The 23,995-nt window shown below is 63.3% G+C and carries 27 protein-coding genes and 3 pseudogenes; 10 read left to right on the forward strand and 20 right to left on the reverse strand.

Annotated features, from left to right (window positions below):
• Positions 1-3: 3 nt before the first annotated feature.
• From EUB48_RS16120 to EUB48_RS16140, 5 genes are all read right to left on the reverse strand, one after another.
• Positions 4-243: a hypothetical protein gene (locus EUB48_RS16120; protein WP_420821418.1), complete on the reverse strand. Its 240-nt coding sequence runs from the start codon at positions 241-243 to the stop codon at positions 4-6.
• On the reverse strand, positions 233-1,936 hold the full coding sequence (locus EUB48_RS16125; protein ID WP_244618239.1) for a GMC family oxidoreductase: 1,704 nt from the start codon (positions 1,934-1,936) through the stop codon (positions 233-235). Before EUB48_RS16125 ends, EUB48_RS16120 begins: the two co-directional genes overlap by 11 nt.
• A 1-nt stretch (position 1,937) precedes the next feature.
• On the reverse strand, positions 1,938-2,639 hold the full coding sequence (locus EUB48_RS16130; RefSeq protein WP_142820079.1) for an aldehyde dehydrogenase family protein: 702 nt from the start codon (positions 2,637-2,639) through the stop codon (positions 1,938-1,940).
• 10 nt (positions 2,640-2,649) lie between these two features.
• Positions 2,650-3,413 (reverse strand): IS5 family transposase gene (locus EUB48_RS16135; protein WP_142820080.1). Its coding sequence is split into 2 segments (ribosomal slippage): positions 2,650-3,098 and positions 3,098-3,413, totalling 765 coding nucleotides; the frame shifts between segments, so codons are not numbered across the junction.
• A 52-nt stretch (positions 3,414-3,465) separates the two neighbouring features.
• The gene (locus tag EUB48_RS16140) at positions 3,466-3,969 is read right to left on the reverse strand and encodes an aldehyde dehydrogenase family protein (protein WP_244618240.1); all 504 of its coding nucleotides are present in this window, start codon (positions 3,967-3,969) and stop codon (positions 3,466-3,468) included.
• Between EUB48_RS16140 and tnpA the strand changes: the two genes are divergently transcribed.
• From tnpA to tnpC, 3 genes and pseudogenes are all read left to right on the forward strand, one after another.
• The gene (tnpA, locus tag EUB48_RS16145) at positions 3,968-4,309 is read left to right on the forward strand and encodes an IS66 family insertion sequence element accessory protein TnpA (RefSeq protein ID WP_420821457.1); all 342 of its coding nucleotides are present in this window, start codon (positions 3,968-3,970) and stop codon (positions 4,307-4,309) included. The two genes, EUB48_RS16140 and tnpA, sit on opposite strands and share 2 nt — an antisense overlap.
• Entirely contained in the window at positions 4,306-4,647 is a 342-nt protein-coding gene (tnpB, locus tag EUB48_RS16150; RefSeq protein ID WP_142820082.1) for an IS66 family insertion sequence element accessory protein TnpB, read from the forward strand. The genes tnpA and tnpB overlap by 4 nt, the downstream gene beginning before the upstream one ends.
• 177 nt (positions 4,648-4,824) lie before the next feature.
• A pseudogene (gene tnpC, locus EUB48_RS16155) lies at positions 4,825-6,075 on the forward strand (IS66 family transposase); the annotation flags it as partial.
• A 24-nt stretch (positions 6,076-6,099) separates the two neighbouring features.
• On the opposite strand, the gene EUB48_RS16160 reads toward tnpC, so the two are convergent.
• The 5 genes from EUB48_RS16160 to EUB48_RS16180 all read right to left on the reverse strand — a co-directional run bounded on the left by EUB48_RS16160 (position 6,100) and on the right by EUB48_RS16180 (position 11,976).
• On the reverse strand, positions 6,100-8,172 hold the full coding sequence (locus tag EUB48_RS16160) for a recombinase family protein (RefSeq protein ID WP_142820084.1): 2,073 nt from the start codon (positions 8,170-8,172) through the stop codon (positions 6,100-6,102).
• Entirely contained in the window at positions 8,159-8,368 is a 210-nt protein-coding gene (locus EUB48_RS21425) for a hypothetical protein (RefSeq protein ID WP_168226768.1), read from the reverse strand. Before EUB48_RS21425 ends, EUB48_RS16160 begins: the two co-directional genes overlap by 14 nt.
• 409 nt (positions 8,369-8,777) lie before the next feature.
• Positions 8,778-9,788 carry a site-specific integrase gene (locus EUB48_RS16170; RefSeq protein WP_142817655.1) on the reverse strand — a complete coding sequence of 337 codons (1,011 nt, stop codon included), beginning with the start codon at positions 9,786-9,788 and terminating at the stop codon, positions 8,778-8,780.
• Positions 9,785-10,729 carry a tyrosine-type recombinase/integrase gene (locus EUB48_RS16175; RefSeq protein ID WP_142817656.1) on the reverse strand — a complete coding sequence of 315 codons (945 nt, stop codon included), beginning with the start codon at positions 10,727-10,729 and terminating at the stop codon, positions 9,785-9,787. Before EUB48_RS16175 ends, EUB48_RS16170 begins: the two co-directional genes overlap by 4 nt.
• Complete coding sequence (locus EUB48_RS16180; RefSeq protein ID WP_142817657.1) at positions 10,726-11,976, reverse strand: tyrosine-type recombinase/integrase; 1,251 nt, start codon at positions 11,974-11,976, stop codon at positions 10,726-10,728. Before EUB48_RS16180 ends, EUB48_RS16175 begins: the two co-directional genes overlap by 4 nt.
• Positions 11,977-12,376: 400 nt before the next feature.
• Here EUB48_RS16180 and EUB48_RS16185 point away from each other — a divergent pair, with 400 nt between their 5' ends.
• The 4 genes and pseudogenes from EUB48_RS16185 to EUB48_RS21430 all read left to right on the forward strand — a co-directional run.
• Positions 12,377-13,621 carry a site-specific integrase gene (locus EUB48_RS16185; protein ID WP_142820086.1) on the forward strand — a complete coding sequence of 415 codons (1,245 nt, stop codon included), beginning with the start codon at positions 12,377-12,379 and terminating at the stop codon, positions 13,619-13,621.
• Positions 13,618-14,544, forward strand: coding sequence for a tyrosine-type recombinase/integrase (locus EUB48_RS16190; protein ID WP_142820087.1), 927 nt, complete (start codon positions 13,618-13,620; stop codon positions 14,542-14,544). Before EUB48_RS16185 ends, EUB48_RS16190 begins: the two co-directional genes overlap by 4 nt.
• Positions 14,541-15,542 (forward strand): tyrosine-type recombinase/integrase, encoded by a 1,002-nt coding sequence (locus EUB48_RS16195; protein ID WP_142820088.1) that lies wholly within the window; start codon positions 14,541-14,543, stop codon positions 15,540-15,542. Before EUB48_RS16190 ends, EUB48_RS16195 begins: the two co-directional genes overlap by 4 nt.
• Before the next feature lie 91 nt (positions 15,543-15,633).
• Positions 15,634-15,798 (forward strand): annotated as a pseudogene (locus EUB48_RS21430) (transposase domain-containing protein); the annotation flags it as partial.
• 8 nt (positions 15,799-15,806) lie between these two features.
• Here the strand turns inward: EUB48_RS21430 and EUB48_RS21435 are convergent.
• The 3 genes and pseudogenes from EUB48_RS21435 to EUB48_RS16205 form a co-directional block, all read right to left on the reverse strand.
• Positions 15,807-15,971 (reverse strand): hypothetical protein, encoded by a 165-nt coding sequence (locus EUB48_RS21435; protein WP_168226674.1) that lies wholly within the window; start codon positions 15,969-15,971, stop codon positions 15,807-15,809.
• Between the two features lie 43 nt (positions 15,972-16,014).
• A pseudogene (locus tag EUB48_RS22075) lies at positions 16,015-16,104 on the reverse strand (hypothetical protein); the annotation flags it as partial.
• Positions 16,105-16,239: 135 nt separating this feature from the next.
• Positions 16,240-17,118, reverse strand: a complete 879-nt coding sequence (locus tag EUB48_RS16205; RefSeq protein ID WP_142820090.1) for an alpha/beta fold hydrolase — start codon at positions 17,116-17,118, stop codon at positions 16,240-16,242.
• A 424-nt stretch (positions 17,119-17,542) separates the two neighbouring features.
• Here EUB48_RS16205 and EUB48_RS16210 point away from each other — a divergent pair, with 424 nt between their 5' ends.
• On the forward strand, positions 17,543-17,689 hold the full coding sequence (locus EUB48_RS16210) for an NAD(P)-binding domain-containing protein (protein ID WP_142820091.1): 147 nt from the start codon (positions 17,543-17,545) through the stop codon (positions 17,687-17,689).
• A gap of 247 nt (positions 17,690-17,936) precedes the next feature.
• On the opposite strand, the gene EUB48_RS16215 is transcribed toward EUB48_RS16210, so the two are convergent.
• Genes EUB48_RS16215 through EUB48_RS16230 form a run of 4 tightly spaced genes read right to left on the reverse strand, consistent with a single transcriptional unit; the run spans position 17,937 to position 20,792 of the window.
• Positions 17,937-18,845 (reverse strand): NAD(P)-dependent oxidoreductase, encoded by a 909-nt coding sequence (locus EUB48_RS16215; protein ID WP_142820092.1) that lies wholly within the window; start codon positions 18,843-18,845, stop codon positions 17,937-17,939.
• Positions 18,846-18,881: 36 nt separating this feature from the next.
• Positions 18,882-19,205, reverse strand: a complete 324-nt coding sequence (locus EUB48_RS16220) for an amidohydrolase family protein (RefSeq protein ID WP_142820093.1) — start codon at positions 19,203-19,205, stop codon at positions 18,882-18,884.
• Positions 19,202-19,927: an amidohydrolase family protein gene (locus EUB48_RS16225; RefSeq protein ID WP_142820094.1), complete on the reverse strand. Its 726-nt coding sequence runs from the start codon at positions 19,925-19,927 to the stop codon at positions 19,202-19,204. Before EUB48_RS16225 ends, EUB48_RS16220 begins: the two co-directional genes overlap by 4 nt.
• Before the next feature lie 55 nt (positions 19,928-19,982).
• Positions 19,983-20,792 (reverse strand): SDR family NAD(P)-dependent oxidoreductase, encoded by an 810-nt coding sequence (locus tag EUB48_RS16230; RefSeq protein ID WP_168226769.1) that lies wholly within the window; start codon positions 20,790-20,792, stop codon positions 19,983-19,985.
• A 293-nt stretch (positions 20,793-21,085) separates the two neighbouring features.
• On the opposite strand from EUB48_RS16230, the gene EUB48_RS16235 reads away from it, so the two are divergent.
• Entirely contained in the window at positions 21,086-21,442 is a 357-nt protein-coding gene (locus tag EUB48_RS16235) for an antibiotic biosynthesis monooxygenase family protein (protein WP_338052401.1), read from the forward strand.
• A 126-nt stretch (positions 21,443-21,568) separates the two neighbouring features.
• Positions 21,569-22,561 (forward strand): LysR substrate-binding domain-containing protein, encoded by a 993-nt coding sequence (locus EUB48_RS16240; RefSeq protein ID WP_142820096.1) that lies wholly within the window; start codon positions 21,569-21,571, stop codon positions 22,559-22,561.
• Between the two features lie 100 nt (positions 22,562-22,661).
• Here EUB48_RS16240 and EUB48_RS22080 read toward each other — a convergent pair whose 3' ends face one another.
• The 3 genes from EUB48_RS22080 to EUB48_RS16255 are packed head-to-tail and all read right to left on the reverse strand — an operon-like array spanning position 22,662 to position 23,974.
• Positions 22,662-22,844, reverse strand: a complete 183-nt coding sequence (locus EUB48_RS22080; protein ID WP_142820097.1) for a tripartite tricarboxylate transporter substrate-binding protein — start codon at positions 22,842-22,844, stop codon at positions 22,662-22,664.
• Positions 22,799-23,140: a tripartite tricarboxylate transporter substrate-binding protein gene (locus EUB48_RS22085; protein ID WP_168226770.1), complete on the reverse strand. Its 342-nt coding sequence runs from the start codon at positions 23,138-23,140 to the stop codon at positions 22,799-22,801. Before EUB48_RS22085 ends, EUB48_RS22080 begins: the two co-directional genes overlap by 46 nt.
• 24 nt (positions 23,141-23,164) lie before the next feature.
• Complete coding sequence (locus EUB48_RS16255; protein WP_142820098.1) at positions 23,165-23,974, reverse strand: alpha/beta fold hydrolase; 810 nt, start codon at positions 23,972-23,974, stop codon at positions 23,165-23,167.
• Positions 23,975-23,995 lie beyond the last annotated feature (21 nt).

Raw genomic sequence — 23,995 nt, forward strand, 5'->3', positions numbered from 1 at the left:
CAATCACTCGCCGATGACGATGCCCCGCTCGCGCACCAAACTGCCATAACGCGCGTATTCTGAAGCAACGAATTTCTGGAACGCTTCGGGCCCCGGCATGGACGTAGCCGTGACCAGCAACTTGAGAAATTGCGCGCGTACATCTTCCCTCGCGACGCACTTAACCAATGCCGCGTTGATCTTATCGATAACGGGCTTTGGAGTATTTGGAGGCGCAAAGAAGTTGATCCAATTAGTGACCACCAGTTCCTTTGAAACTTCGCCTGCCGCTGGTACGCTGCCGGATCTGGACGGGCTCCATGGAGCGGCGCTCCGCATCGGCAAGGACCGTATCGGCGCACTTCTCCCCGATCATCGTGCACGGCACGCTGGTGTTGCCTGAGATCATGGTTGGCATGACAAACGCGTCGGCGACTCGCAAGCCGGTGATCCCGTGCACGCGCAGGCGTTCGTCCACAACGGCCATGGAGTCGTTGCCCATCTTGCAGGTGCCAACCATGTGCTGCGTCGTCTGCCCGGTTTCGCGGAGGTAGTGGAGAATGTCTTCCTCGGATTGCATGCTCCCTCCAGGCGCGATTTCTTTTGCAATCACGTCGCGCACCGGGGCAGCAGCGGCAATGTCTCGCGCGCGCCGAATGGCCGCCACAGCGGTCCGGCGGTCGTACTCGGTGTCGAGGAATCGGTATTTGATCGTCGGCGCCGCGAATGGGTCAGTCGAACGGATGTGGATGCTGCCGGTGCTTTCGGTCCGTTGGACGTGCGTGTACATGAAGAACCCCTCGACGTCCGACATGCGCCGCCCCTTGCCAGCCTTTAGTTCGACTATGTACGGGCTGACGACCATCATGACATCCGGCTTCTTCAACCCCGGGCGCGAGCGCGCAAAGACACGTATCGAGCCATGCCCTTGCGCAATGAGGCCCTTGCGGAGAAGCACCCAACGCAGGATCTCCACGCCCAGACGCCAGCCCCGGCCCTTCTTCGCAAGCGATATGCCTGGCTTGTTGAAGCGCCACTTCATCACAGCCGCGTAGTGGTCGCGGAGGTTTTCGCCCACACCCTTGAGTTCGTGCGCTACTTGGATGCCGTGGTGCCGCAGGACGTCCGGGTTGCCGATGCCGGACAGTTCGAGGAGCTTGGGTGTGTTCGCGGTTCCCGCGGAAACGATCACTTCACGCGCGGCGCGCGCTTCGTGCATGGTGCCGTTGCGACGGAACCGGACGCCCATGCATCGCTTTCCCTCCAAGATGAGGGCAGTGGCCTCGGCGCCGGTAAGGATGGTCAGGTTCGGTCGCTTGCGCGCCGGCTGCACGTAGGACGTCGCGGTGCTCTGGCGCTCGCCGCGGCGGGCGGTCATCTGCGCCATCGCTACGCCTTCCTGACTGGCGCCGCTGTAATCGGGATTGAAGGGGATGCCGGTAGCGCCCGCGGACTCAATGAACAGGTCGTAGAAAGACGATAGCTTCTTGCTCTGCGTGACCTTGATCGGTCCGTTGCGGCCGCGGTACTCGTCCGAACCAATCTCCGTGCTCTCGAGCTTCTTCAGATAGGGCAGCACGTCTTGGTAGCCCCAGCCCTTGCACCCCAGCTGGCTCCAGGTGTCGTAGTTGAGCTTCTGGCCGCGGTTGTACACGATCGCATTGATCGAACTGCTGCCACCAAGCATCTTGCCGCGTGGGACGGCAAGTCGGCGGTTGCCGTGGCTTGGATCCGGTTTAGATTCGTAGCGCCAGTCGACAACGGGGTTATCGACCAGGAACTGCAAGCCCGGCGGCGGGCGCGTGAAAATGTAGCATTCGTCCTTCGTACCCGCTTCGAGGCACAGAACCTTGCATTTGCCGTTTTCGATCAAGCGACTGGCCAAGACGCCGCCGGCTGAGCCAGAGCCGATCACGATGAAATCATAGATCTCGGCCTGAATGACTTTGTTGTTCATGTCATGCGCCGTTGATGTAAACGCTCTTCTCGCAGAGGAAGTTGTCCACGTGCTGCGCGCCCCCCTTCATGCCGTAGCCGCTTTGCTTGAAACCGCTGAAACCGACGGCGGGGTCGGCCAATCCATAGCAGTTGATCCACAACTTGCCGGCCTTGAGGCAGTGCATCGCGGTCATCATCGTTCCGACATTCGTCGTCCATATTGCGCCTCCCAACCCGTAGACGGTGTCGTTGGCTAGTTTGATGGCCTCTTCGACTGTGTCGAATGCAATGACCGAAGCCACCGGCCCGAAGATCTCCTCGCGTGCGATACGCATGTTGTTGTCGACCTTGTTGAAAACGGTCGGTGCGACGAAATAACCCTCCGCCAGATCGTTGCCGAGCCGCTTCCCGCCCGCCAGCAGTTGGGCGCCTTCCTCGCGGCCGATCGACATGTACTCCATCACCCGGTCCATCTGGCGCTTGGAGACAATCGGTCCGAGCTGCAACGTGGGATCGAATGGGTCGCCAACCTTGATCGCTTTCGTGTACTCGACCATCCGAGCAACGAATTCCTCCTGGATGCTGCGCTGAACGAAGATCCGCGTGCCGGCGGAGCAGATCTGTCCGGAGTTGTTGAAAACCCCCATTGCCGCGCCGGGCACCGCTTTGTCGAGGTTGGCATCGGCGAAGACGATGTCTGGCGACTTTCCACCCAGCTCCAACTAGGGACTGTTAACACAAACGAAGTCCATCGGCGATTAGCGCGAAGCTGATGAAGCCGAGGAACATCACATCGAGCTTCTCGAATCGAGAGAATATCCTTCGGAAACCCTTCAGCCGCCGGAATAGTCGCTCGACTTCGTTGCGGCGCTTATACGTCTCGCGGTCGTATTCCCAGGGCTCGATGCGGTTTGTCTTTGGCGGCACCACAGGAATAAAGCCCAGCTCGAGCGCCAACTGCCGCGTCTCGTTGCCTTCGTAGGCGCGATCCATGAGCAGATGCACCGGCCGGTTCGGCCCGCCCAAGCGGCGCAGCAGCGCTCGGCCTTCTGGCGCATCGTGCGCCTGTCCAGGCGACAGCGAGAACGCTATGGCCGTTCGAGCATCCGCGGCAACCAGATGAATCTTGGTGTTCCTGCCCCCTCGGGACTTTCCGATGGCCTGTGGGCCGTTTTTTTTAACGCCCCCGTGCCGTCCGGATGCACCTTGATGCTGGTGCTGTCCAGCGACACTGCTTCGATCTTGATGCGAACCACCTGAGCGCGCTGCAATTCCTCGAACACCCGATCCAGTACGCCGGCTTTGGACCAGCGGTTCATGCGCGTGTAGATCGTGTGCCAGTTGCCGAACCGCGTGGGCAGCCCGCGCCACTTGCAGCCGTGCTCGGCCACGTACAACACCGCGTTCAGAACGCTCAAATTCGACAGACTGACGTTGCCTCTTTGCGTGGGAAGGCAGTGCGCAATCTGCTCAAACTGGGTTTGTGTGATTTCCATGCCACCGAGTCTCAGACATTGCTGGGAATCACACCATTAGTGTTAACACGCCCTAAATGCGCTTCATATTGCTGGCCGAGGCCTTGATGATCTCGCGTCCGGTGATCGTCGATCCAGTGAAGGCAACACGATCAACGTCCATGTGGGCTGCCAGCGCCGCACCGGCCTCTGCACCCAGCCCGGTCACGACGTTGATGACGCCGGGTGGAACGCCGGCCTCAACCAGTAGTTCGGCCGTGCGCAGCGTCGTCAAGGAGGCATCCTCGGCCGTCTTGATCACCCCGGTGCAGCCGGTGGCCAGCACGCCTCCCATGATCCACCACATGCTTATCAGCGGGGCGTTCCAGGGAATAATGCCGCCAACCGCACCGACTGGAGCCTTCAGTGTCAGGGTGGTGAAGTTGCCGGGCAGTGAGTTCGGGATCGTGCTGCCGGCCCAGTTCATGGCCAGACTGGCAAAGTACATGGTATGCGTTCCGCGAACCCATCTATCGTCTTGGCGATGAAGCTGCGAACCTTGCGTCTCTGTAGTCAACGAACGAGACGAGGTGAGCATGGATCGACAGCAGATGGAGAGCTGCTTGGAACGGGTGGCGGCGTATCGGGCCTCGGGACAGACGGCGAAGGTATGGGCCGAGGCGAACGACGTTCCGATGCGCGCGATCGCGAGCTGGTGCGCGCATGCGCGGCGCTGGCAGGCGCGGCTTGAGGGCGCCAGCGCGGGGCCCGCAACGGCACCCAGGCCCAGCGGTTTCGTGGCCGCCCGCGTGGCGCCCAGTGCCGCGTCGGCGTCGGTGCGGCTCGAGCTGAACGCGGGCGGCGCCCGGCTCGATCTGCATTGGCCACTGGCTCATACACGCGAACTCGCCTCGCTACTGCGCGAGCTTGGCCGATGATCCGCATCGAGGCCGTCTGGCTGGCGCTGGGCGCTAGCGACCTGCGCGGGGGCATCGACACGCTGCTGGCCCAGGTGGTGCGCGGCTTCGCGCTGGGGGTGCAGGCCCACCACGCCTACGTGTTTGCCAACCGCCGCGCCGACCGCCTCAAGGTGCTGGTCTACGACGGCACAGGCATGTGGCTGTGCACGCGGCGCCTGCAAGCGGGCAGCTTCGCCTGGCCGCGCCAGGACCGCGGCTCGCTGAACCTCACGCGCGAGCAGTTCTACTGGCTCGTCGCGGGCCTGCCCTGGCAGCGCCTGGGTGCGCGCGAGCCGCAGTCCATCACGGTGGTCTGATGCGCTCGATTCGAGGCGACGGTTTGCGCGCTTGTCCATTGGCGAATATCCCGCCTCGCGCGCGCACGCGCGCGAGGGATACTTGGGGCCATGCTCGAAGGACCGGATACGACGACGCTCGATACGCTGGCCGCAGCCGATGCGGTGCTGGTATCGCGCGATTTTGTCGAGCGGCTGCAAGGCGAGGTCAAGTTCAAGCAGGCCAGGATCGAGGCGCTGAACTTCGAGATCGCGCGCCTGAAGCGCTGGCGCTTCGGCTCGTCCAGCGAGAGCCTGGAGGCGAGCACCCAAGCCGTGCTGTTCGATCAGATCCTGGCCGATACGGCATTGGAGGACCGCGCCGCCCAAGACCAGAGCAAGCCACCGCCCGCGCAGCCGCGCACCAAAGGCCAGGCAGTACGCCAGGCGCTGCCCGCGAGCCTGCCGCGCATCGATCATCACCACGAGATCGAAGAGACGCACTGCGCCTGCGGCCAGCCCTTCAAGCGCATCGGCCAAGAGGTCAGCGAGCAACTCGACTGCGTGCCGGCCCAGTTCTTCGTGCTGCGCCATATCCGCGGCAAATACGCCTGTGCGTGCTGCCAGACGATCCAGGCCGCGCCGATGCCCGCGCAGATCATCGACAAGGGCATCCCCGCCCCGGGCCTTCTGGCCCAGGTGGTGATCGTCAAGCACGACGACCATCTGCCGCTGTACCGGCAAGAAGAGATCTACGCGCGCTCTGGTGTGCACATCCCGCGCTCGAGCATGGCCCAGTGGGTGGGCATCTGCGGCGTGCGGCTCAAGCCGCTGGCCGACGCACTGCAAGCGTTCATCCTCAGCCACAGCGTGATCCACGCCGACGAGACGCCGGTGTCGCTGCTGGCGCCGGGGCGCGGCAAGACCAAACGCGCCTTTGTGTGGGTGTACCGCACGACCGACTTCGTGGCCCAGCGCGCGGTGCTGTACGACTTCGCTGCCACTCGCGCGGGCGAACATCCGCGGCGCGTGCTGCACGGCTTTGGCGGCACGCTGGTCACCGACGATTATTCGGGCTACCACGCGCTGCACGCCCAGGGGGGCGTCACCGCCTCGCTGTGCATGGCCCATGCCCGCAGGAAGCTGTTCGAGGCGCACGAGCTCAATGGCAGCCAGATCGCCGGCCAGGCGGTGGCGCTGATCGCCCAACTGTACGAGGTCGAGCGCGAGGCGCGCGACCTCGAGCCCGAGGCCCGGCGGCGGCTGCGTCAGCAGCGCTCGCGGCCCGTGGCCGACGCCTTGCACGCCTGGCTCACGGCGCAGCGCCAGACGCTGGCCAATGCCGACGCGACGGCCAAGGCCATCGACTACTCGACAAGCAACTGGCGCGCGCTCACGCGCTACCTGGACGACGGCAATGTGCCTATCGACAACAACGCCGCGGAGAACGCGATTCGCCCGCTCGCAATGGCCTGTTCATAGTGCCCCACCTCGTTAAGTAGTTGAAAACATTGAGATTTGCTTCTCGTCGTCGGCACGACACGGGCGATCTGTTCGCCCTGCGGCATCGATAACCTTCGGATCAAGCAGGTCGCCGGCCCGAATCTGATACGGCGCGCATGGCACGACCTGTTCGGCTGGAAGCAGTCCGTCCTTGATCAGGCGCCTGATGCGGTGGTTGTTGACCCCGAGCCGCTTTGCGGCCTCCGACATGGTCAGCCAATCGCTGTCCTTGTGCGCCGAGCGATAGGCACGAATATCGTGAACCTTGCGCGTTGACGCGACGCGGAGCGCAGTCCAGGTCTTGCCCTGGCCGGTAGGCAGGCCCATGCGGTTCAGCGATGCGGCGATGTGCTCGTCGGACCACTTGCCGGCCATGCTGCGTATGACGGCCAATGCCTCGTCAGGTGTGCGGCAGCCGTGCTCGCCGCTGCGCGGCTTGATCACGCGGACTTGGGAGTGCTGCCCGCCGCGCCAGTGGATTGTGAGCACCACTTCGCGCGTTGCGTCGTCGACATCGGCAACGATGTCCTTGACGAGCGTGCGCAGCAGTTGCTGGCGCGAACGCATGGTGACGCCAGGTGCATTCCATGCGCCCTGGAGATCCTCGGCAAGGCCCCTCAGGTCTGGCGTTGGTGCGGCATCCTGCTCCTGATCGAAAGCTGCCAGGCGCTGTTCGCAGCGGCGCACACGCTCAAGTGCAGCTTCCCAGTTCTTCTCGAGCTGGGAGGCGATCAAGCGGTGGTCGGGATCGCAGGCCGCGTAGCGTCGCTCGGCGAGAGACGCCTCATAGCGCGCCTGCTGCAGATCCAATTCCACGATGCGCCACTGTTCGGCCTGAACTTCCATGTGCCTCCGTTCGGCCTGTAGTGCCGCCTCAATCGCCAACGGCTCCACGGCGCGCAGCAATTCGCGTGTGATCGCCTCATCGGGCCGCCGGCCTCCGAAGGTGAAGCATCGTGGCTGCCCCAGTTGCGTGTTGGGGCGATCGCACCGGTACACCGCCTGACGAATGCCGCGGCCCACATAGGCCACCGTCAGACGACGGCCGCATCGTCCACAACACAGCATCCCGGACAGCAGCGCCCGGCCGCCGCGGCCCGACTTCGCGCCGTCCACTCTACCGTAAGCGTTGATCGCCAACAGCTTCTGGTTACGCTCGAACTCGGCCCAGCCAATGTAGGCCTCGTGGTGATCCTTGATCACCACGTCCCACGTCTCCACCGGCTTGCCATGGCCATAGCTCTTGCGCAGACGCCCCTCGACGAGGGTCGTTCGCTTCTCGCTCTTGCCATAGACGTAGACGCCGGCGTAGAACGGATTCTTGAGCACCGAGATCACGTTGCGGTAGCGGATCGGTGTCCAGTCGAAGCTCACCATCTTCTTGCCGTCCGAGGGCCGTGGGAAATGAACGCCATCGGCGGCCAGCGACAGCAGCACTTGCCTGGCGCTGCCCAGCTTGCGAAAGCGCTCGAAGATCAAGTGGACGGCCTCCTGCAGGCGCACATCGGGATCGAAGCCCAGACCGACTTCGCGATGCCAGATGTAGCCCACCGGAACGCTGATGCGCAGCTCCCCGCGATGGGCCTTGGCGCGGGCTGCCTCGAACATGCGCGTCCTGAGTACACCGAGTTCAAACTCGCTGATACTGCCCTTCATCCCCAGCAGCAGGCGATCGTTGGGCCGACACGGGTCGTACACGCCATCCAGGTCGATGACCCGGGCCTCCACCAGACCGCACAGTTCGAGCAGGTGGTGCCAGTCGCGACCGTTGCGGGCCAGCCGCGATGCGTCGAAGCACAACACAGCGCCGACTTCGCCGGCGCACAGCCATGCGACGAGACGGTCAAAGCCCGGACGGGCGACCATGCCGCTGGCGGAGCGCCCGAGGTCGTCATCGATGACTTCGATCTGCGAGAAGCCGCGGCGGCGCGCCTCCTGCACCAGATCGTACTGGCGGCGTTGGCTCTCCAGGTTCATCTGGACTTGCGTCTGGGTGGATTGGCGCACGTAGACAACGGCCTTGCGCCGCAGCACGGTGGCAGGCAACAGTTCAGAGTTCGCCATCGTCATCCCCCGTGGGCCGGCCGGCGGCGGCTTGTAGAAGCAGGCTGGCCAGCTGAGCGACCACGCTGGTGCGCTCGCTCGCGGTCAGATCCTGGATTACTGCTGACTCGAACGCCATGCTCATCTGGCGTGGCGCCATTGGGCGTGGCGCGCTTGAGATCGACGACAAGAGCTTCGTGCGTGGTGGCAGGGTCATGTGGCTCCTCGCTGGTGGTGGTGTGAACACCGCAGCTTCGTCGAAGTCCGCGCTGGCACAGCAGCAGGTGCAACTCGCCGAGTGCCTCCAGCGACGCTCTCGGTGGCCCCAGTTCCATCGCTGCGCAGGATGCCGCGTTGAGCATCCACGCTGCAACAACGATGACGATGCCGGGCGAAGCCTCGACGTGAACCACCTCACCGGTGGCCCGCTGCTCGCTGTACTGCCGCCTCACCCGGCGCCCGTACAGCGGATGCCACCTGTAGAAAACTTCGACTTCTTGCGCGATATGCGCAGAATGACCCTGTGATTGCTGTGGGCCGCAATTATGTCCAGTTGGCGATTATGTGGAGTCGCCGCCAGCAGGTCGCTCGATTTGCTGCATCCTGCCCCTGGCAACTGCGCATAATCAAAGAGCCTGCAGGAACTTCAACAATGCGTCCGTCGGACGGTAGCGCGTGCGCCGAGTTCCTGGGGGTGCGATCGCGGCCAGGGCTCGTTCCTTCATGGCGAGATCAGCTTCGACGTAGCCGTGGGTCGTTACCGGACTCTCGTGCCCGAGCCACAAAGCAATAACCGTGAGGTCGACACCGGCCTGTAGCAGATGCATGGCGGTCGTGTGGCGCAGCGTATGTGGGGAGATGGTCCGTCCGTCAAGCGAAGGACACTGCGGCGTCACCGTGCTCACGGCCCGCGCGATCCTCTCGGCGACGTTCGATCGGGTCATCGGCTTTCCCCAGCGGTTGGGCAGCAGGGACTGGTTCTTCTGCAGGCCAGCGGCGTCGATCCAGCGACGGATCTCCACGACGGTTTCTCTCCAGAGCGGAACAGTGCGCTGCTTGCGCCCCTTGCCGTGCAAACGCACCGACGACGTGCCGTCGAGTTCCAGATCGTGGACACAGATGCCTATCAGTTCAGACACCCGGGCACCGGTGTTGTAGAGCAGCTTGAGCAGCACCCGATCCCGGCGGCCGCACCAGGTTGTGGCGTCGGGAGCAGCCAGGAGCGCCCGCACCTCGTCCCGCGAGAGGAACCCGAGCAGGGGCTTGTCGAAGCGTTTCATCGGAATGGCCAGGATCTGCTGGACGTGCAGCAGTGCCGCAGGGCATTGCACCGCGATGTACCGGGCGAAGGCCCTTACTGCGGCAAGCCGCGCATTGCGGCTACGCACAGCGTTATGGCGCTCGGCTTCGAGATGCGCCAGGAAGCCGAGAATCAGCTCTGAATCGAAGTCCCCCAGGGTCAGCTTGGCGGGCGGCTTGCCGAGCCTGCGCTCGGCATACTCCAGCAACAGCCGGAAGGCGTCACGGTACGCAGCTACGGTCCTGGGGCTGACGGCCTGCTGCTGAAGCAGGCGCTCGGCGAAGAAGCGCTGGAGCAAGGCGGCGAACTCGGCCGGATCGGCAAGTAGCGGGTTCATGTTGGCGCTCCCTGAGCGTAACGATGGAAGCGCTCGGCGGCGACGGCCATCAGTTCCGGAATGCCGGTGAGGTACCAGTAGGTATCGACCACCTTGGCATGGCCCACGTAGATCGACAGCGCCGGCAGACCATGCTCGATGTCCCCACCCTGCTCATACAGGCGCAGGGCACTGCTGACGATGAAGGTGTGGCGCAGGTCATGAAGCCGGTGATGGGCATGGTCCCCGCGCACCTGCCAACCGAGCTGGTCGCAGAGCAAGTGCAGCGCGTAGAGCATGCTTCGCTGATCAACGGGCCGGCCGTCGTCGCGCAGGAAGAAGCGATCGCAGCACGGGCCGGAGACGAGCCGGTCCCGTAGCTGCGCATACGCCTGCAGGTACGGTGGGACGCTCGCGTGCAGGGGAACGAAACGATGCTGGTGACACTTGGCGTCCCGGATATCGAGCACTCCCGCCTGGAGATCCACGTCGGCTCGTGTCAGTTTGAGCGCTTCGGAGATGCGCAGTCCGGCTGTCGCCAGCAGTCCCAGGAGGGTCCGGCAGGTGGCCGGGCGCAAGCTTCCGGGAGGCCCCAGGCGGTCGGTCGCTTCCAGCAGGGTTCGCAGTTCCTCGTCGGTGTAGATATGCGGTACGAGGCGTCGGTGGGCCGGGCCGAAGAGGTTGCGCGGGGGCACGATCGTGTCCGGATCGGTGCGCAGGCAGAATGCGGCAAAGCCGCGGAGCACCTCGATGCGGCGCGCCCAACTGATCGGACGAGGATGGCGTGAGGCGCGTGCCCAGTCTGCTGCGAGTTCCAGCGTGATCCGTTCGGACCCACGTTGGTCAGCAAAGCGGGCAAACGATTCGAGCTGCCCTCCCTCGATGGTGAGCTGGAAGCCGAAGCTGCGCCGATAGGCGAGATACGCTTCAACCCGAGCCGCCCAGGTCGTGGCGGTGTTCATGATTCGCTCCCCGGCCAAGGCAGGGCAACGGCCCGCAGGCGCTCCAGGTCGACGCGGGCGTAAACCCGGGCCGTGTTCAGATCGCGGTGGCGAAGCAAATCGGCGATCTCCTTGATCGATGCGCCTGTCTTCTGCAGCCGGGTGGCCATTGAACGTCGAAGCACATGGGTGTTGCAGAACCGATCCGCCATACCGCAGCGGACAAACGCGCGATTCATCGCGTTGCGAATGGCCGCCACGCTGAGGGGGACGCCAAAGGGCGCACGGTGGCGGACGAACAGGGCGCGGCTATCCGTCTGCGCACGCCCTTCCCGCAGGTAACGGCCAAGCGCTTCGCCGGTTTGCACCGGCAAAGGCAGATGCTGCACGCGCTGGCTCTTGGTGCGGTGGAGCATCACGACCCCGTTTCGCCAATCCACGCAATCCAACGTCAGGTGAGCGGCTTCGTCCCCTCGCAGGCCGAGATCGAGCAGGCAGCGGGCGATGGCATAGTCGCGCAGTCCGACCGGATCGGTGAGATCGAAGGCTTGCAGGAAGTGCTCGAGCTGAACGTCCGAGAGCACCTTCGGAGGGTGCCGTCGCCGCCAGTTCGCGATCGCCGGCAGCGTCGCGGACAGAATCCGGGTGTCGTCGCCCAGCATGGCGCGAAAGCGTAAATAGCTGCGCAAGCTCGTGCAGACCACCTTGCGCGAGGCGGGCTTCCAGTGGGCGGACAAGCCGTTCAGGAAGGCATCGATGTCCCTGGCGGCCAGCAGTCGGATCTCGGGGGCGTCACTGCCGAAGCGGCCGACAAGGAAAGCCTCTACATGCCGGACCCGATAGGTGCAGGTCGGCGGCGCCAGGCCACAGGTGTGGCGCAGATGATCGCCGAAGCGCTTGAGCTCGGCGGCAAGCGGGGTCGTCGTGGTGACCCCATCGTCCCCCTCGGGCAGCAAGGCCTGCAGATGGTGAAGAGCCGCCCGCATCTCCTTCACCTCGGATCGGCACGGTGCAGGGCAGGTGCAAGCGGGCAGGTGATGCCGTAGGAAGCGCTCGATGAGTGCCAGGTCGATGCTCTCGGCAGTCAGCCCTTCTCCCCTCATCCAGTAGCTGAAATGCGCGAGGCAGCGCAGATAAGCCCCGAGGGTGCTGTCTGCATAGCGCCGGGTCTGCAAGGACTCGACATACGAAGCGATGAGTTCTCTCAGTGGGCCGTCAGTCAGCCAGTCTCGACGGGCAAGGCGTGCCAGGCACAGCTCGGTTGGCATGGAATTCTCCTGTGGTTAGGTTGGGGAACCATAGGAGACCACCGATTGTTATGAATAGTAGGAACAGGCCATGATCGAGCCGCAAGCCCGTCGGGGCTTCAGCTTCTCGCACCGCTGGCGGCGACTCCACATAATCGCCAACTGGACATAACTGCGCTTATGGCCAATTGGCCATAAGCGTCGGAATTGGCTGTTCGTCGGATCGCAGCAGGCCGGCGAGCGCGCCGCCGTGGTCATGAGCCTGATCGAGTCGGCCCAATGCCGCGCGCGGCATTGGGCAGATTATGCCGACCGCTGAACTATGCCGAGCGGGCTCGCTTCTCCCCGGATTTGTCGTAGTCGGCGCGTGACCGGTTCGGCATAGTTCATCCTGCCTCCGTCCTCAACAACGGAGACTTCGATGACGAATACGGCAGAGTATTTGAGCGGGAGCCGGCTGTTCCGGCGCCTGAGAAGCGGTACCCACGGGCATCTTGTGGAGTTGTACGCAGCGCGTCTTGTCGAGGTTGGGCTCAGTAGACACGGCACTTGGCGCTCCCTCAACGTGGTCGGCAATCTCTTGGCCTGGATGACAAGCCACCGGACCAAGCTAAGCAGCCTTGATGAACGCATGGTGGAGCGCTACCTGCGACACCAAGGAGCAAAGCAGACCATCCATCTCGACGACCGGGCCGCGCTGAAGCGGTGGCTGCTGACACTACGTACCCTCGGCACAATTGCGCCGGTGCCGGTCCCGAGGAACACGCCGCTACAGCAGATCTTCGCGGAGTTTGGCGACTATCTGCGAAGCGAGCGCGGTCTGACAGCAAAGACTATCGCGCACCATCAGCCTGCGATCCGACGGTTCCTGTTCGAAGTCTGCCCCGCTGGCGCCAGCGATCTCGGCAAGATCAAGCAGGATGAGGTGATTCGCTATGTCGAGTGCCATGCCCAGGATTGGAGCCCGAAGTCCGCCAAGTTGATGTGCTGGTCGCTGCGCGCGTTTCTCCGATACCTTCATCACACGGGATTGAACCCGCACGCATTGGCCGGCTGCGTGCCCTCGATCAGGCAATGGAACCTCGTGGGCCTCCCGACCCATCTCTCCGCGGCACAGGTTCAGAAGGCCCTGGATGGTTGCGACCGGGCATCGGCGGTGGGACGACGTGACTTCGCCATTTTGATGATGCTTTCCAAGATCGGCCTGCGGGCCGATGAGGTGGCCACACTCACTTTGGATGACATCGACTGGAGAGCTGGTGACATGCTTGTTCGTGCCAAGGGCCGACAGCGCGCCAGGATGCCGATCGCATCAGACGTCGGCGCAGCGATCGTTGCCTACCTACAGGAAGGCCGACCCAAGTCCTCCTGTCGTCAGCTATTTCTCCGCAGCCTTGCGCCCCACACCGGATTTGCGTCCGCAAGCGCAATCACGATGATCGCCAAGACCGCGCTCGAGCGCGCCGGCATCCAGGGCTACGCGCACCAGGGTGCCCATATTTTCCGGCACAGCCTGGCCACCGAGCTCTTGCGCAGTGGCGCAACCTTGACGGAGATCGGCCATCTGCTGGGCCACAAGAGCCACGACACCACGCGGATCTACGCAAAGGTTGATATCGAGGCACTTCGCACATTGAGCCCACCCTGGCCGGGAGGTGCGCAATGACTGATCTACATTCGGCACTGCAGCGGTACTTGAGTATGCGCAAGGGGTTTGGATTCAAGTATCAGCATCAGACACGAAGGCTCACCGACTTCGTCGCCTTCATGGACAAGCACAAGGCCACGACCATCACCACGAAGCTCGCAATGGAGTGGGCGACGCTACCGCCTGGTCGGCATGCGTCCTGGGCATTGCGGTTGACGGATGTTCGCGGCTTTGCGCGCCATATCGCAAGCTTCGATCCAAAGACGGAAGTGCCTCCGGTCGGCCTCCTGCCAAGCCTGAAGCGGGCCAAGCCCTACGTCTATACCGATGAAGAGGTCAGCGCGTTGCTGGCAGCCGCCCTGTCCTTGCCGCCAGCAGGTGCACTGCGCCGCTGGACCTACCACTGCCTGTTCGGACTGATCGCAGTGACGGGCATGCGTCTGTCCGAGGCGATCGGCCTTGAATGTGACGACGTTGACCTGGACGCCGGTGTGCTGACGATTCGATTGACCAAGTTTGGGAAGTCACGGCTCGTACCCCTGCATCCAACGACAAGTACAGCGCTACGAGTTTATGCGCAACGGCGCGACACCCATCTACCAACGCACCGCACCCCACACTTCTTCGTTGCGGAGCGCGGTGGACCACTGCTGCATCAGTACGTCCACCGCGTCTTCTGGCGTTTGTCGCGTGAGATCGGTCTGCGGCGTCCTGGCGATCATGCGGGACCGCGCGTGCACGACTTCCGGCACCGATTCGCTATCTGCACGCTGTTGGGCTGGTATCGCGAAGGCATCGATGTCGAGAAGCAACTCCCTTCGCTTTCCACCTATCTTGGCCACACCTGCGTGCGCGACACCTATTGGTACCTCTCGGCGTTCCCAGAGTTGATGCAAGAGTCGGCGCGGCGCCTCGATCAACGGTGGGAGACTCAACCATGAAGCCCGGTTGCAACGTCGCTCCGCTCGTCGAACGCTTTTTTACCGAGCGGCTTGTCCGTCAGCAAGACGTGAGCGCCCATACGATCGCGTCCTACAGGGATACGTTCAGGTTGCTGTTGAAGTTCGCGATGGCGAAGCTTCGCAAGGCGCCGTCCGCCCTGACCCTCGATGAACTGGACGCGCCTTTCATCGGCGCGTTCCTGACCGATCTCGAGATGGAGCGCGGCACCAGCGTCACGACACGCAACCTGCGCCTGACCGCCGTCCGCTCCTTCTTCCGGTTTGTGTCCTTCGAAGAGCCGGCTCACAGCGCCCTCATCCAGCGCGTGCTCGCGATACCGAGCAAGCGACACGACAAGCGTCAAGTAGATTTCCTGACGCGTTCCGAGATCGAAGCCGTCCTCGCTGCGCCCGATCGGACGACGTGGCTGGGCCGCCGTGACCACACATTGCTGCTGCTTGCGACTCAGACGGGCTTGCGCCTCTCCGAGCTGATCGGCTTGAGCAGGCAAGCCATTCATCTCGGCATCGGTGCGCACGTCAGGTGCATGGGCAAAGGCCGCAAAGAGCGATGTACCCCGCTAACCAGATACGCCCGAATCGCGCTTCAGGCCTGGCTCAATGAGCCTGCCCGGCATGGTGCCAGCGCCTTGTTCCCCAACTTGCATGGAGGCCAGCTCAGCCCGGACAGCGTCCAGTCGCTGCTGGCTAAGCATGTGGGCGTCGCCGGCAAAACATGCCCAACGCTGGCATCCAAGCGCGTGTCACCGCACGTCCTGAGGCACAGCGCCGCGATGGAACTCTTACAGGCGGGCGTCGACAGCTCGGTGATCGCGTTATGGCTCGGTCACGAATCGATCGAGACTACGCAGACCTACCTTCATGCCCACCTCGCCCTCAAAGAGGCAGCTCTCGAGAAGCTTGAGCCATACAAGCAATGCAAGCGGCTCCGATTCCGCCCTGACGATCAACTGCTCGCCTTTCTCGAGACGCTGTGAGCGGTCAGACTATGCCGAACCGGTCACGCGCCGACTACGACAAATCCGGGGAGAAGCGAGCCCGCTCGGCATAGTTCAGCGGTCGGCATAATCGGCCAAACTCAACGGGCACGATCCTTGGGCCTACCTCAAGGACGTGTTCGAGCGCCTGCCCACGCTCAAGGAGCGCGACCTCGCGCAACTGCTGCCGCACAACTGGCGGCCGGCCAAGGACACCGCCACGCCCACCACGGCGCCGGCCGCCCTCGCCGCGTAGAACCACCTTCACCACGCCGTCATCGACGGCGCAAGGGTGTGGTTCGCGGAACGCATACAGTACATGACCGTCTGGAGCAGGCCGTTCTTCATCGCACGAGTGCGAGAGATCGGCGCACCCATGTAGAGTGATTCGAGCGTCGCGAGTGCCTCGAAGTTTTTTTTCCAGGACATCGCACACTCGCAGCATGAGCGCACATCGCTGATGCTGCGTGCAGCGACTCCACGGACCCTCGAAGGCACGGCGGGCGGCGGCCACCGCGGCGTCCACATCCTCCCTGTGGCCACGCGCAAGCGTAGCGAGCACCCGTCCGGTCGCGGGGTTAAAGGTCTAAATGCTCTCGCCGGCAACGGCTGGCTGCCACTTGCCATCGATGAAATGCATTTTGTCCGGATTGGACAGGAACGGCGACTGGGCGGCCGGCGTTGAATAGGTCATCTCTTACTCCTCGAAGGATTCACGGATCTGTCGACAACCCGCTGTCACCAGGCGCTGGTCCCGCTGGACCACGTCGAGCAGGAAGTCACGGGTATCGCGTGCGTACTTGTCGGGCTCCAAGTAGCAGTCGATGTGCTTGGCGCCCGGGTATTGGATCTGGCGGGAGTTGGGAATGGCGTCGAGAATTGCTTGTTGTTCTGCCGGATCCGTATGCTCACTGATGCCGGGTGACAGCACCAGCGTGGGGGCCTGAACACGGGCCAACATCGGTTCCGCGTTGATCGTCGGTGCGAAGCGAGCCATTGCCTGTCCCACGTGCACCGGAGTGCGGTCGCACTCGTCGGCGAACCAGTTGTCTTTGGCAGAGTTGCCGGTTAGCTCGTTGGTGATCGCGCGAGACTTCAGCCACCACTCCTTCATGCCCACTGCCTGGAGCGCTTCCGCCCAAGAGGGATAGCCGAGGGAAACCACCTTCCCGGTTTTCTCGGGGCGGGCGCGGACAATGGCGGAGACAAGAGTCAGGCTCTTGACGCGATCGGGATGGGTGGCAGCCAGCGCGATCCCGAGAATGCTCCCGAGCGACTCGCCCACGTAGTGAACCCGCTCGATGTTCAACGCATCCAGCATGCCGATGAAATCGGCCATCAATCCATCAAGCGCGAAGCGGATGCCCGGCCCAGGGTCGGCGCTCTGGCCGAACCGGCGCAGATCCATACGAATCACGCGGAAGTCACGCGACAGATGGGGTACCCATCCGTAGTACATGTTTCCACTCCGGCCGAAGCCGTGCTGCAGCATCACCGTGTCATGCGGTTGCCATGGGTCGGCAAAGTCGTCGTCACGATAGAAGAGGTCGGCATCGCCGACGCGCAGAAGAGGCATACGTAATTCCTTTTCGGCTTTCAGGTTGGGTTGTGGTCTAGTCCATCGCTTACGCCGATGGTACCGATGATTGCGAGTGCAGCAGGAACCAGGCCACAAGCCAGTGATTGGGTCCGGATCAAAAACGGCAGTTCTCGAAATCGCCGAGGTTCACGAGTCCGACGCCAGACCAGGCTGCCCCGGCCAGCGGCCGAGAGACCATTCATTCACGCCCGATAGCCCGATCAGGTGTCACCTAGGCGTGACGAATATTTGTCCGGTGCACACTGCGCCGTCCTCCGCGAAGACAGGCCAGACGCCACGCAATTTGAGCCTGGGAAATTCGGTCTCTGACACATGACACAGGTCTTGCACCCAGTACCGGAAGAGACGCGACGATTGCGTAACCAAGGCGTTCGGCCTTGGCGCAACACCATGAGACCACATGAGTGATGTGCCCAGAGACAAGACCGTCGGATTCATCGGACTCGGACCCATGGGCGGCCTCATGGCCGAAAACATCGTCAAGAAGGGGGACCCGCTGGTGGCCTACGACATCGACAAGCGAAAGGTTGAACGTTTCGTTACCTAGGCGCCGAAGCCGCCACCGGTCCTGCGGATGTCGCGCGCCGCTGCCGCGTAGTAATATCAAGCGGGTGTGGCGCGCCGCATCGATCCGGCCATTCCTCGCCGCAGCTTGCTGTTGAAGTTCCATGCATTCGATTTGGGTCAGTTTCGTCACAACCTCCAGAGCCGCAACGATACTTCCCTTTTTAAATGTTACAACGCAGTAGGCCAAGAAGGGCATGGCACCACATCGTCAGATCGGTGGCCAGCTCTTAGTCACCGTCGCCCAGCGTGATGTGGGCGAATTGCTCGTAGACCTTGACGATTGCTGCTCCGTCCTCGCTGCCGAGCCCTGCTCCTCGCCCCAGTTCGCAGACCTGTTGAGCGATATTGGCCATGAACATCGGCACCTGCAACGATTTACCCAACTGGGTCTGCAACTCCATGTCCTTGAAGGTGCTGTCGAGGCGACTGCCGACGAAATCGCGCGAGAGCATGCGGCTGCCGGCGGACTGGAACGCGATGCTGTTGCCGGTGGCCTTGCTGATCACTGCGAACAGCTGCTTCGGTTCGATTCCCGCCTTGGCGCCCACGACCAGCGCCTCTGCGATGGTGATCCGGGCGACCTGAAAGATCATATTGTTAATCAGCTTCATTGCAGCGCCCTGGCCGATGCCACCGATGTGCGTGATCTCTGCCGTCATATCCTTCAAGATGGATCGGGCCCGCTCGAGCGCCGCCGCGTCGCCGCCGACAAATGCCTTGAGCGTGCCTTCCTTCGCCCCTTTGTCCATGCCGCTGACCGGAGCGTCGATGAGCGCGACGCCCTTCGCAGCAAGCAGCTCATGCATCCGCTTCAGCGCCATTGGGTCGATGGTGCTCATGCTGATCACGAGGTCGCCGGACTGCGCCGTCTGGATGAAGCCCGCCGGGCCGACGATCACCTCCTCGGCCTGGGCGGTCGTATCGACCATGGAGATCATCCTGCTCGCGCGGCGCGCGACGTCCGCCGGTCCGGCGCCCGCCTGCGCACCGAGGCTGACGGTTTGGTCAACCTTCGTTTTATCGATGTCATAGACCACCAGCAAGTGGCCGGCCTTGAGGAGGTTGGCGGCCATCGGGCTGCCCATGGATCCGAGTCCGACGAATCCGACGGTTTTTTCTCTGGGTTGACTATTCATTGTTATCTCCAAGTGTTTGCATTAAATTATTTCTCATCAGTCCATGCGGTACACGCGCCGGGCGGTGCTGCCGAAGATCATCCTCTTCTCGTCGGCGGAGCAGTCCGCGGTAATGCGCTTGAACATGTTCCAGACGATGCCGTAGGGAACCCCGGGCTTGTCCACAGGGAAGTGGCCCGCGGCCATGCAGCGGTTGGCGCCGAAAAGCTCGATGCAGGGTTCGATGTACGGTCGCCTCGGGTCGGCCAGTTGTTGCGACGTAGGAGGCCTTTCGGCCCCGGTGAATTCGGAATTGGCCAAATACATCATCAGGCCGCCAAGTTTGACCGAGACGTTGGGACACTTCACCAGTTCCTTCATGCCAGCCAGGTGGCATGGACCTGCGCCTCCTTGCCCGCATAGCCGGCCTGTTCCATTGGGCTGCCGGTGTGGATCAGGACAATGTTCGCGCCCGGATGCGCCCGCGCGAGCGAGACCACGTCGGGAATCTGCGTGTGGAAGACACTGGCGTCGAAAGTCAGGCCCATGGCTGCGAGCACGTCGAGTCCCTTGCCGAACTCCGGCTCCAGGTAGAACCCGGCACGCCCCGGGCCGATGGCGCCGCGAACGGCCGGGTCCGAATCCCATTTGCCGGCTTGCCGTATCCCGGCCAGGCGTCCATTCGCGGCCTCCTTGTGCGCCTCGCGCGTCTCGCGCGTTCGATCGCCGAGCGTGAGGTCCGCAAAAGCCACGATGGAGGCAGCCACGCGCGCGGCCGTGTACTCGCCGCTGGCAGCCATTGCGGCGATCCCCACCAGGAACGTCGTCTCCCCGACACACTTCAGGTGGTCGGGCCAGTACGCGCGATACATCGCTCTGCATTCGGCCGCGACAGTCGCCACGACGTTGTGCCCGCACGCCGCGAGATCGTGGGCGTACTCCTCCAGGAGGTACCTGTATTCGCCCCGGTGCAAGGAGTGCAGGTGCGCGTCGACGATCGGCAACTGCGGCTCCAGCGCCGTCTCGGGCACCGCCTTGGCGAGCCATCCTTCGTCAGGCTCGTGCGACTGCCCGAAGATCCGTTTGGTCGTGGGTTTGGTCATCTGTTCCTTCGTTGGGTTCTGCGGCGCATGCGCGCAGCGGGCTGTACGGGCGAGCTCAAGTCTCGTAGCCACCGCCGTCGACCAGCAGGTCGGTCCCGGTGACGAACGACGAGGCGTCGCTCGCAAGGAACAGCGCCGCCATCGCGATCTCTTCGGTCTGCCCGAAGCGTTTGAGGGGGATTCTCGACACCAGGGCTTCCCTCTGTAGCGGCGAGAGTTCCTTGAACCGGTAGGCGACCCGATCCGTTTCCACTGTCCCTGGCGAGAGCGTGTTAACCCGAACGCCCTGGGCAGCATGATCTAGAGCCATCGTTCGGCCCAGTTGCAGCAGTGCGGCCTTCGTCGAGGTGTACGACACCCGGCCGGCGCGGCCGATCCGGCCGAGGATGGAGGAGGTATGGATGACCGAGCCACCGCCGACTTTGATCATGCTGGGGAGCACGGCACGCGACATCAGGTAGGCGCCGGTCAGGTTGACGCGATGCACCCTTTCCCATTCCTGGAGATCGATGTCGAGAACGGTGCCGCTGCGGTCCATCACGGCGGCTACGTTCACCAGGACCGTGGGCCGGCCCAGATCGGCGACAACGCGGGCTACCGCCGACAGCGTGTCCAGCTCCGAGCCGACGTCGCAGGCGACCCCGATCGCCCGACCTCCGCCGGCTTCGATGTCGGCCGCGGTCGAGCGAGCGCGATCGGCATCCACATCCAGGCACGCGACCACGGCTCCGACGTTTGCGAAGACGCGCGCAATGGCGCCGCCGATCCCTCCGCCGGCGCCCGTCACGATGGCCACGCGCGAATCGAGACGGAACATCGTCTCATTGAACTTCCTTGTGGCTCCGCCGCCCGCCTGCTGCTGCATGTCGCATCCCTTTTCAGCTGCATCCCCAATGGATGCGGGCATGCCACGCAAGGCCGATGCCAACGCCGAACTGCTCCTCGGGGAACGTCATCCGCGAGGGAGGGACACAGCATCACGGTTCCGACGATCGGCAAGGCGCGCTGCCGACGGACATGCATCCCTGCGCTACAGGCAGTGTCTGCGTCGCGGACACATGAATCCCGCACACGGCACGCGGACGGCAGTTCGCAATGCCTGTCATCAATCCCCCCGCACGGAGAAGGCGCTGTCGTCAGGAGGGGCATGGATATTGCTTGAACCTGTCCTACAAGGTAGGAAACCTCGTGTCACCATCACGCAAGGAGGAAGGGACGATGCTGGAAGTTGCCGAATTCCGGATCCGGCCCGGCGAGCAGGCAGCCTTCGAGGAGGCGATAGAGCGGGCGCTGCGGACCATCACCGCCAAGGCCGCGGGGATGAAGGGCTACAGGTTCCTCAAGGGCTTCGAGTCGGCCGAGCGTTACATCCTGCAGGTCACATGGGAGAAGCTGGAAGACCATATGGTCACTTACCGGCAAAGCCCGGAGAGAGACCAGTGGCGCGCAATCGTCAGCCCGTTCTACGCGCAGCCCCCTCTGATGGAGCATCTCACACTGCTGGCGCAGTCCTGATCCCCGGTCTGAGGTCCATCGGCCCTGGCCCCAGGCAGCGCCGAGTCCCTTCGATCGATGAAGTCGCGAGGGCATTCTGAACACTAAGACGGGGCGCTCCTGGAGCGGAGACTACTGAGGTTGCACATGGACATACGTCAGTTGAGGTATTTCGTGCAGATTGTCGAAAGCGGCAGTTTGACCAAGGCGTCGCGCCAGTTGTTCATCGCGCAGTCGGCACTCAGCCAGCGGATGGCCCTGCTCGAAGAGGAAGTTGGCAAGACCCTGCTGGTTCGCTCTGTGCGCGGCGTCGTCCCCACGCAGAACGGCGATGCGCTCTACCAGCACGCCAGGTTCATGCTGCGCCAGCTCGACGAAGCGGTGTTGATCGCGCGCCAGGAATTCTCGAACGTGCGGGGACGCGTCACCGTGGGCCTGGCCCCCTCGACCGCGTGCATGCTCGGACTGCCGTTGTTGCGGACCCTGAAGGAGAAGTATCCGGGAATCCTGCTGAACGTGTTCTCCGCGCTGCCCGGGCACCTCGAGGAGAAGGCCAGGCTGGGCGAACTGGATGTGGCGATCCTGTTCAGCAAGACAGCGGCCAGCGAGATGACGTTCGAGCCGTTGCTTGACGAGGAGGTCTTCGTCATCCTGCCCGGGAACACCAAACTGGTAGCGCCGCGCAAGAAGTCCCTCACTCTGAAGGAGACGGCGGCACTCCCGATGGTGCTGTCCACGCCGAGTCACGCCCTGGCTCGCAGGTTCATGCTCGAGCTCGAGCGCGCCGGCCTGGAACCGAATGTGGCCGCCGAGATCGATTCCCTGCTGCTGGTCATGCGCTATGTCGCCGAAGGTGAAGGCGCCACCATCCAGCCCATGGCGGCGACGGAGACGCTCTACCCTCCGGACGGATGGCGTTGCTTGCCGATCTCGAATGCACCGATGACCCGCGCCAACTACATCTACGCATTGTCGCCACAGAAGCTTTCCGCGAGCGCTTCCATCGTGCGTGCCGAGCTCAAGCACATCACCGAGCAGCTGATCGCAAGCGGCACTTGGCAGGGGGTGCGACTCACCCCCACGGTGGCCGAAGCCATCGGCGAAGACCGGCAGGCAAGCCAGGGGCTCACCCCAGTTTGATGCTCTTGCCGACCTCGCGCCACTTGGCGAGTTCCTTCTGCACAAAAGCCTTGAAAGCCTCGGGCGGGGTCACCGGCGCGGGCTGCATGAACAGCGTCTCCTACAGCCGCTTGACGACGTCGGGCATTGCGCTGATCCTGGTGAATGCGTCATTGAGCTGCGCGACGATTGGGGGCGGCAGGTTGGCGGGACCGGCCAGTCCAAAGTAGGTGTATGGGGGGATGGTCTCCAGGCCTTTCAGGTGGACCTCCGCCACGGTCGGTACGCCCGGCAGGCTGTCCATCCGGGAGAACCCATCGACGGCCAGCGCCTCACCTTCCCCGTTGCGATGAGCGGAATGGCGAATTGCGCAGTGGTCATCCCGACCTCGACGGTGCCGACTGCGACCTCCCGCATGGCTTCGGCATCGGATTTGTATGGAACGTGAATCATTCTGGCCCCATTGTCATTCATTACGTACTCGCCCTCCAGGTGCACGGCGCTGCCAAGCCCTGCGGACGCGAAGCTCAACTTGTCGGCGTTGGCCTTGGCGTAGGTGACGAGCTCACCCACCGAGCGCAACGGTAGGTCTGCATTCACGGTGATCAGGCCCGGACCAGGCTCTCAAGGCGCGCCGAAGCGCCAGCGCAGGAATGTCTTCACGTCGTCGACACAGCGATCCGGCACACCATCCGTAATGTGATGCGGCAAGCCTTCATAGGTCACGGCCTGGATGTCAGGGATGCGCTGACGCATCACTTCGTAAGCGCTTTCGTTCCCGATCTGCGCGGCGCCCGGAATGGCTAGAAAGGTCGGACAGCGGATTTCGTGCAAGCGGTCCGCCCAGTCCTGTGTCGTCATGTAAGTGACCAAGCGCCCGCCGAATTCGACGTCGAGCCGGTCGGCCTCGTCGAGAAACCACTCGATGTGCTTCGGGTCCAGTTGATCGACTGGCAGCCGGGCCCTGATGTTCTCGGCCAGGAAAGCCCGCAGCCCGATTTCCTTGACCCTCGGAAGCCACGCAGCCCACTGGCTCTGCAGCAGCCCCGGTGTCGAGCTGAAGAGCATCAGGCTTTTGATCCGGTCGGGCCGCGTCATTGCGATGTTCTGCCCGATGTAGCCGCCCGCGGAGTTGCCGGCGATGTGCGGCCGCTCGCAGCCGACGTGATCGAGCAGCTCGATGACGTCCTGCACGAGCCTCTGCATGCTCAGTTCCTTCTCGGGCGAAGGGACCTCCGACGCGCCGTGGCCGCGCATGTCCATGCGCAGCACCCGATAGTGGCCGCACAGGCGCGGTACCCATGCGAAATAGCGCTTGGCGCTACCCATTGCGGCGTGCAGCAGCAAGACCGTATCCGGCTTCTTCCAAGGCGATGTGGAGTCGTCGATGTAATAAGCAATCCTAGTCCCGTCGCTCGCGGTAAAGTGTGTCATGGCGGCTTCCTAGTCTTTTTG

The sequence above is a fragment of the Rhodoferax sediminis genome (assembly GCF_006970865.1).
In the GTDB taxonomy this organism is placed as follows: domain Bacteria; phylum Pseudomonadota; class Gammaproteobacteria; order Burkholderiales; family Burkholderiaceae_C; genus Rhodoferax_A; species Rhodoferax_A sediminis.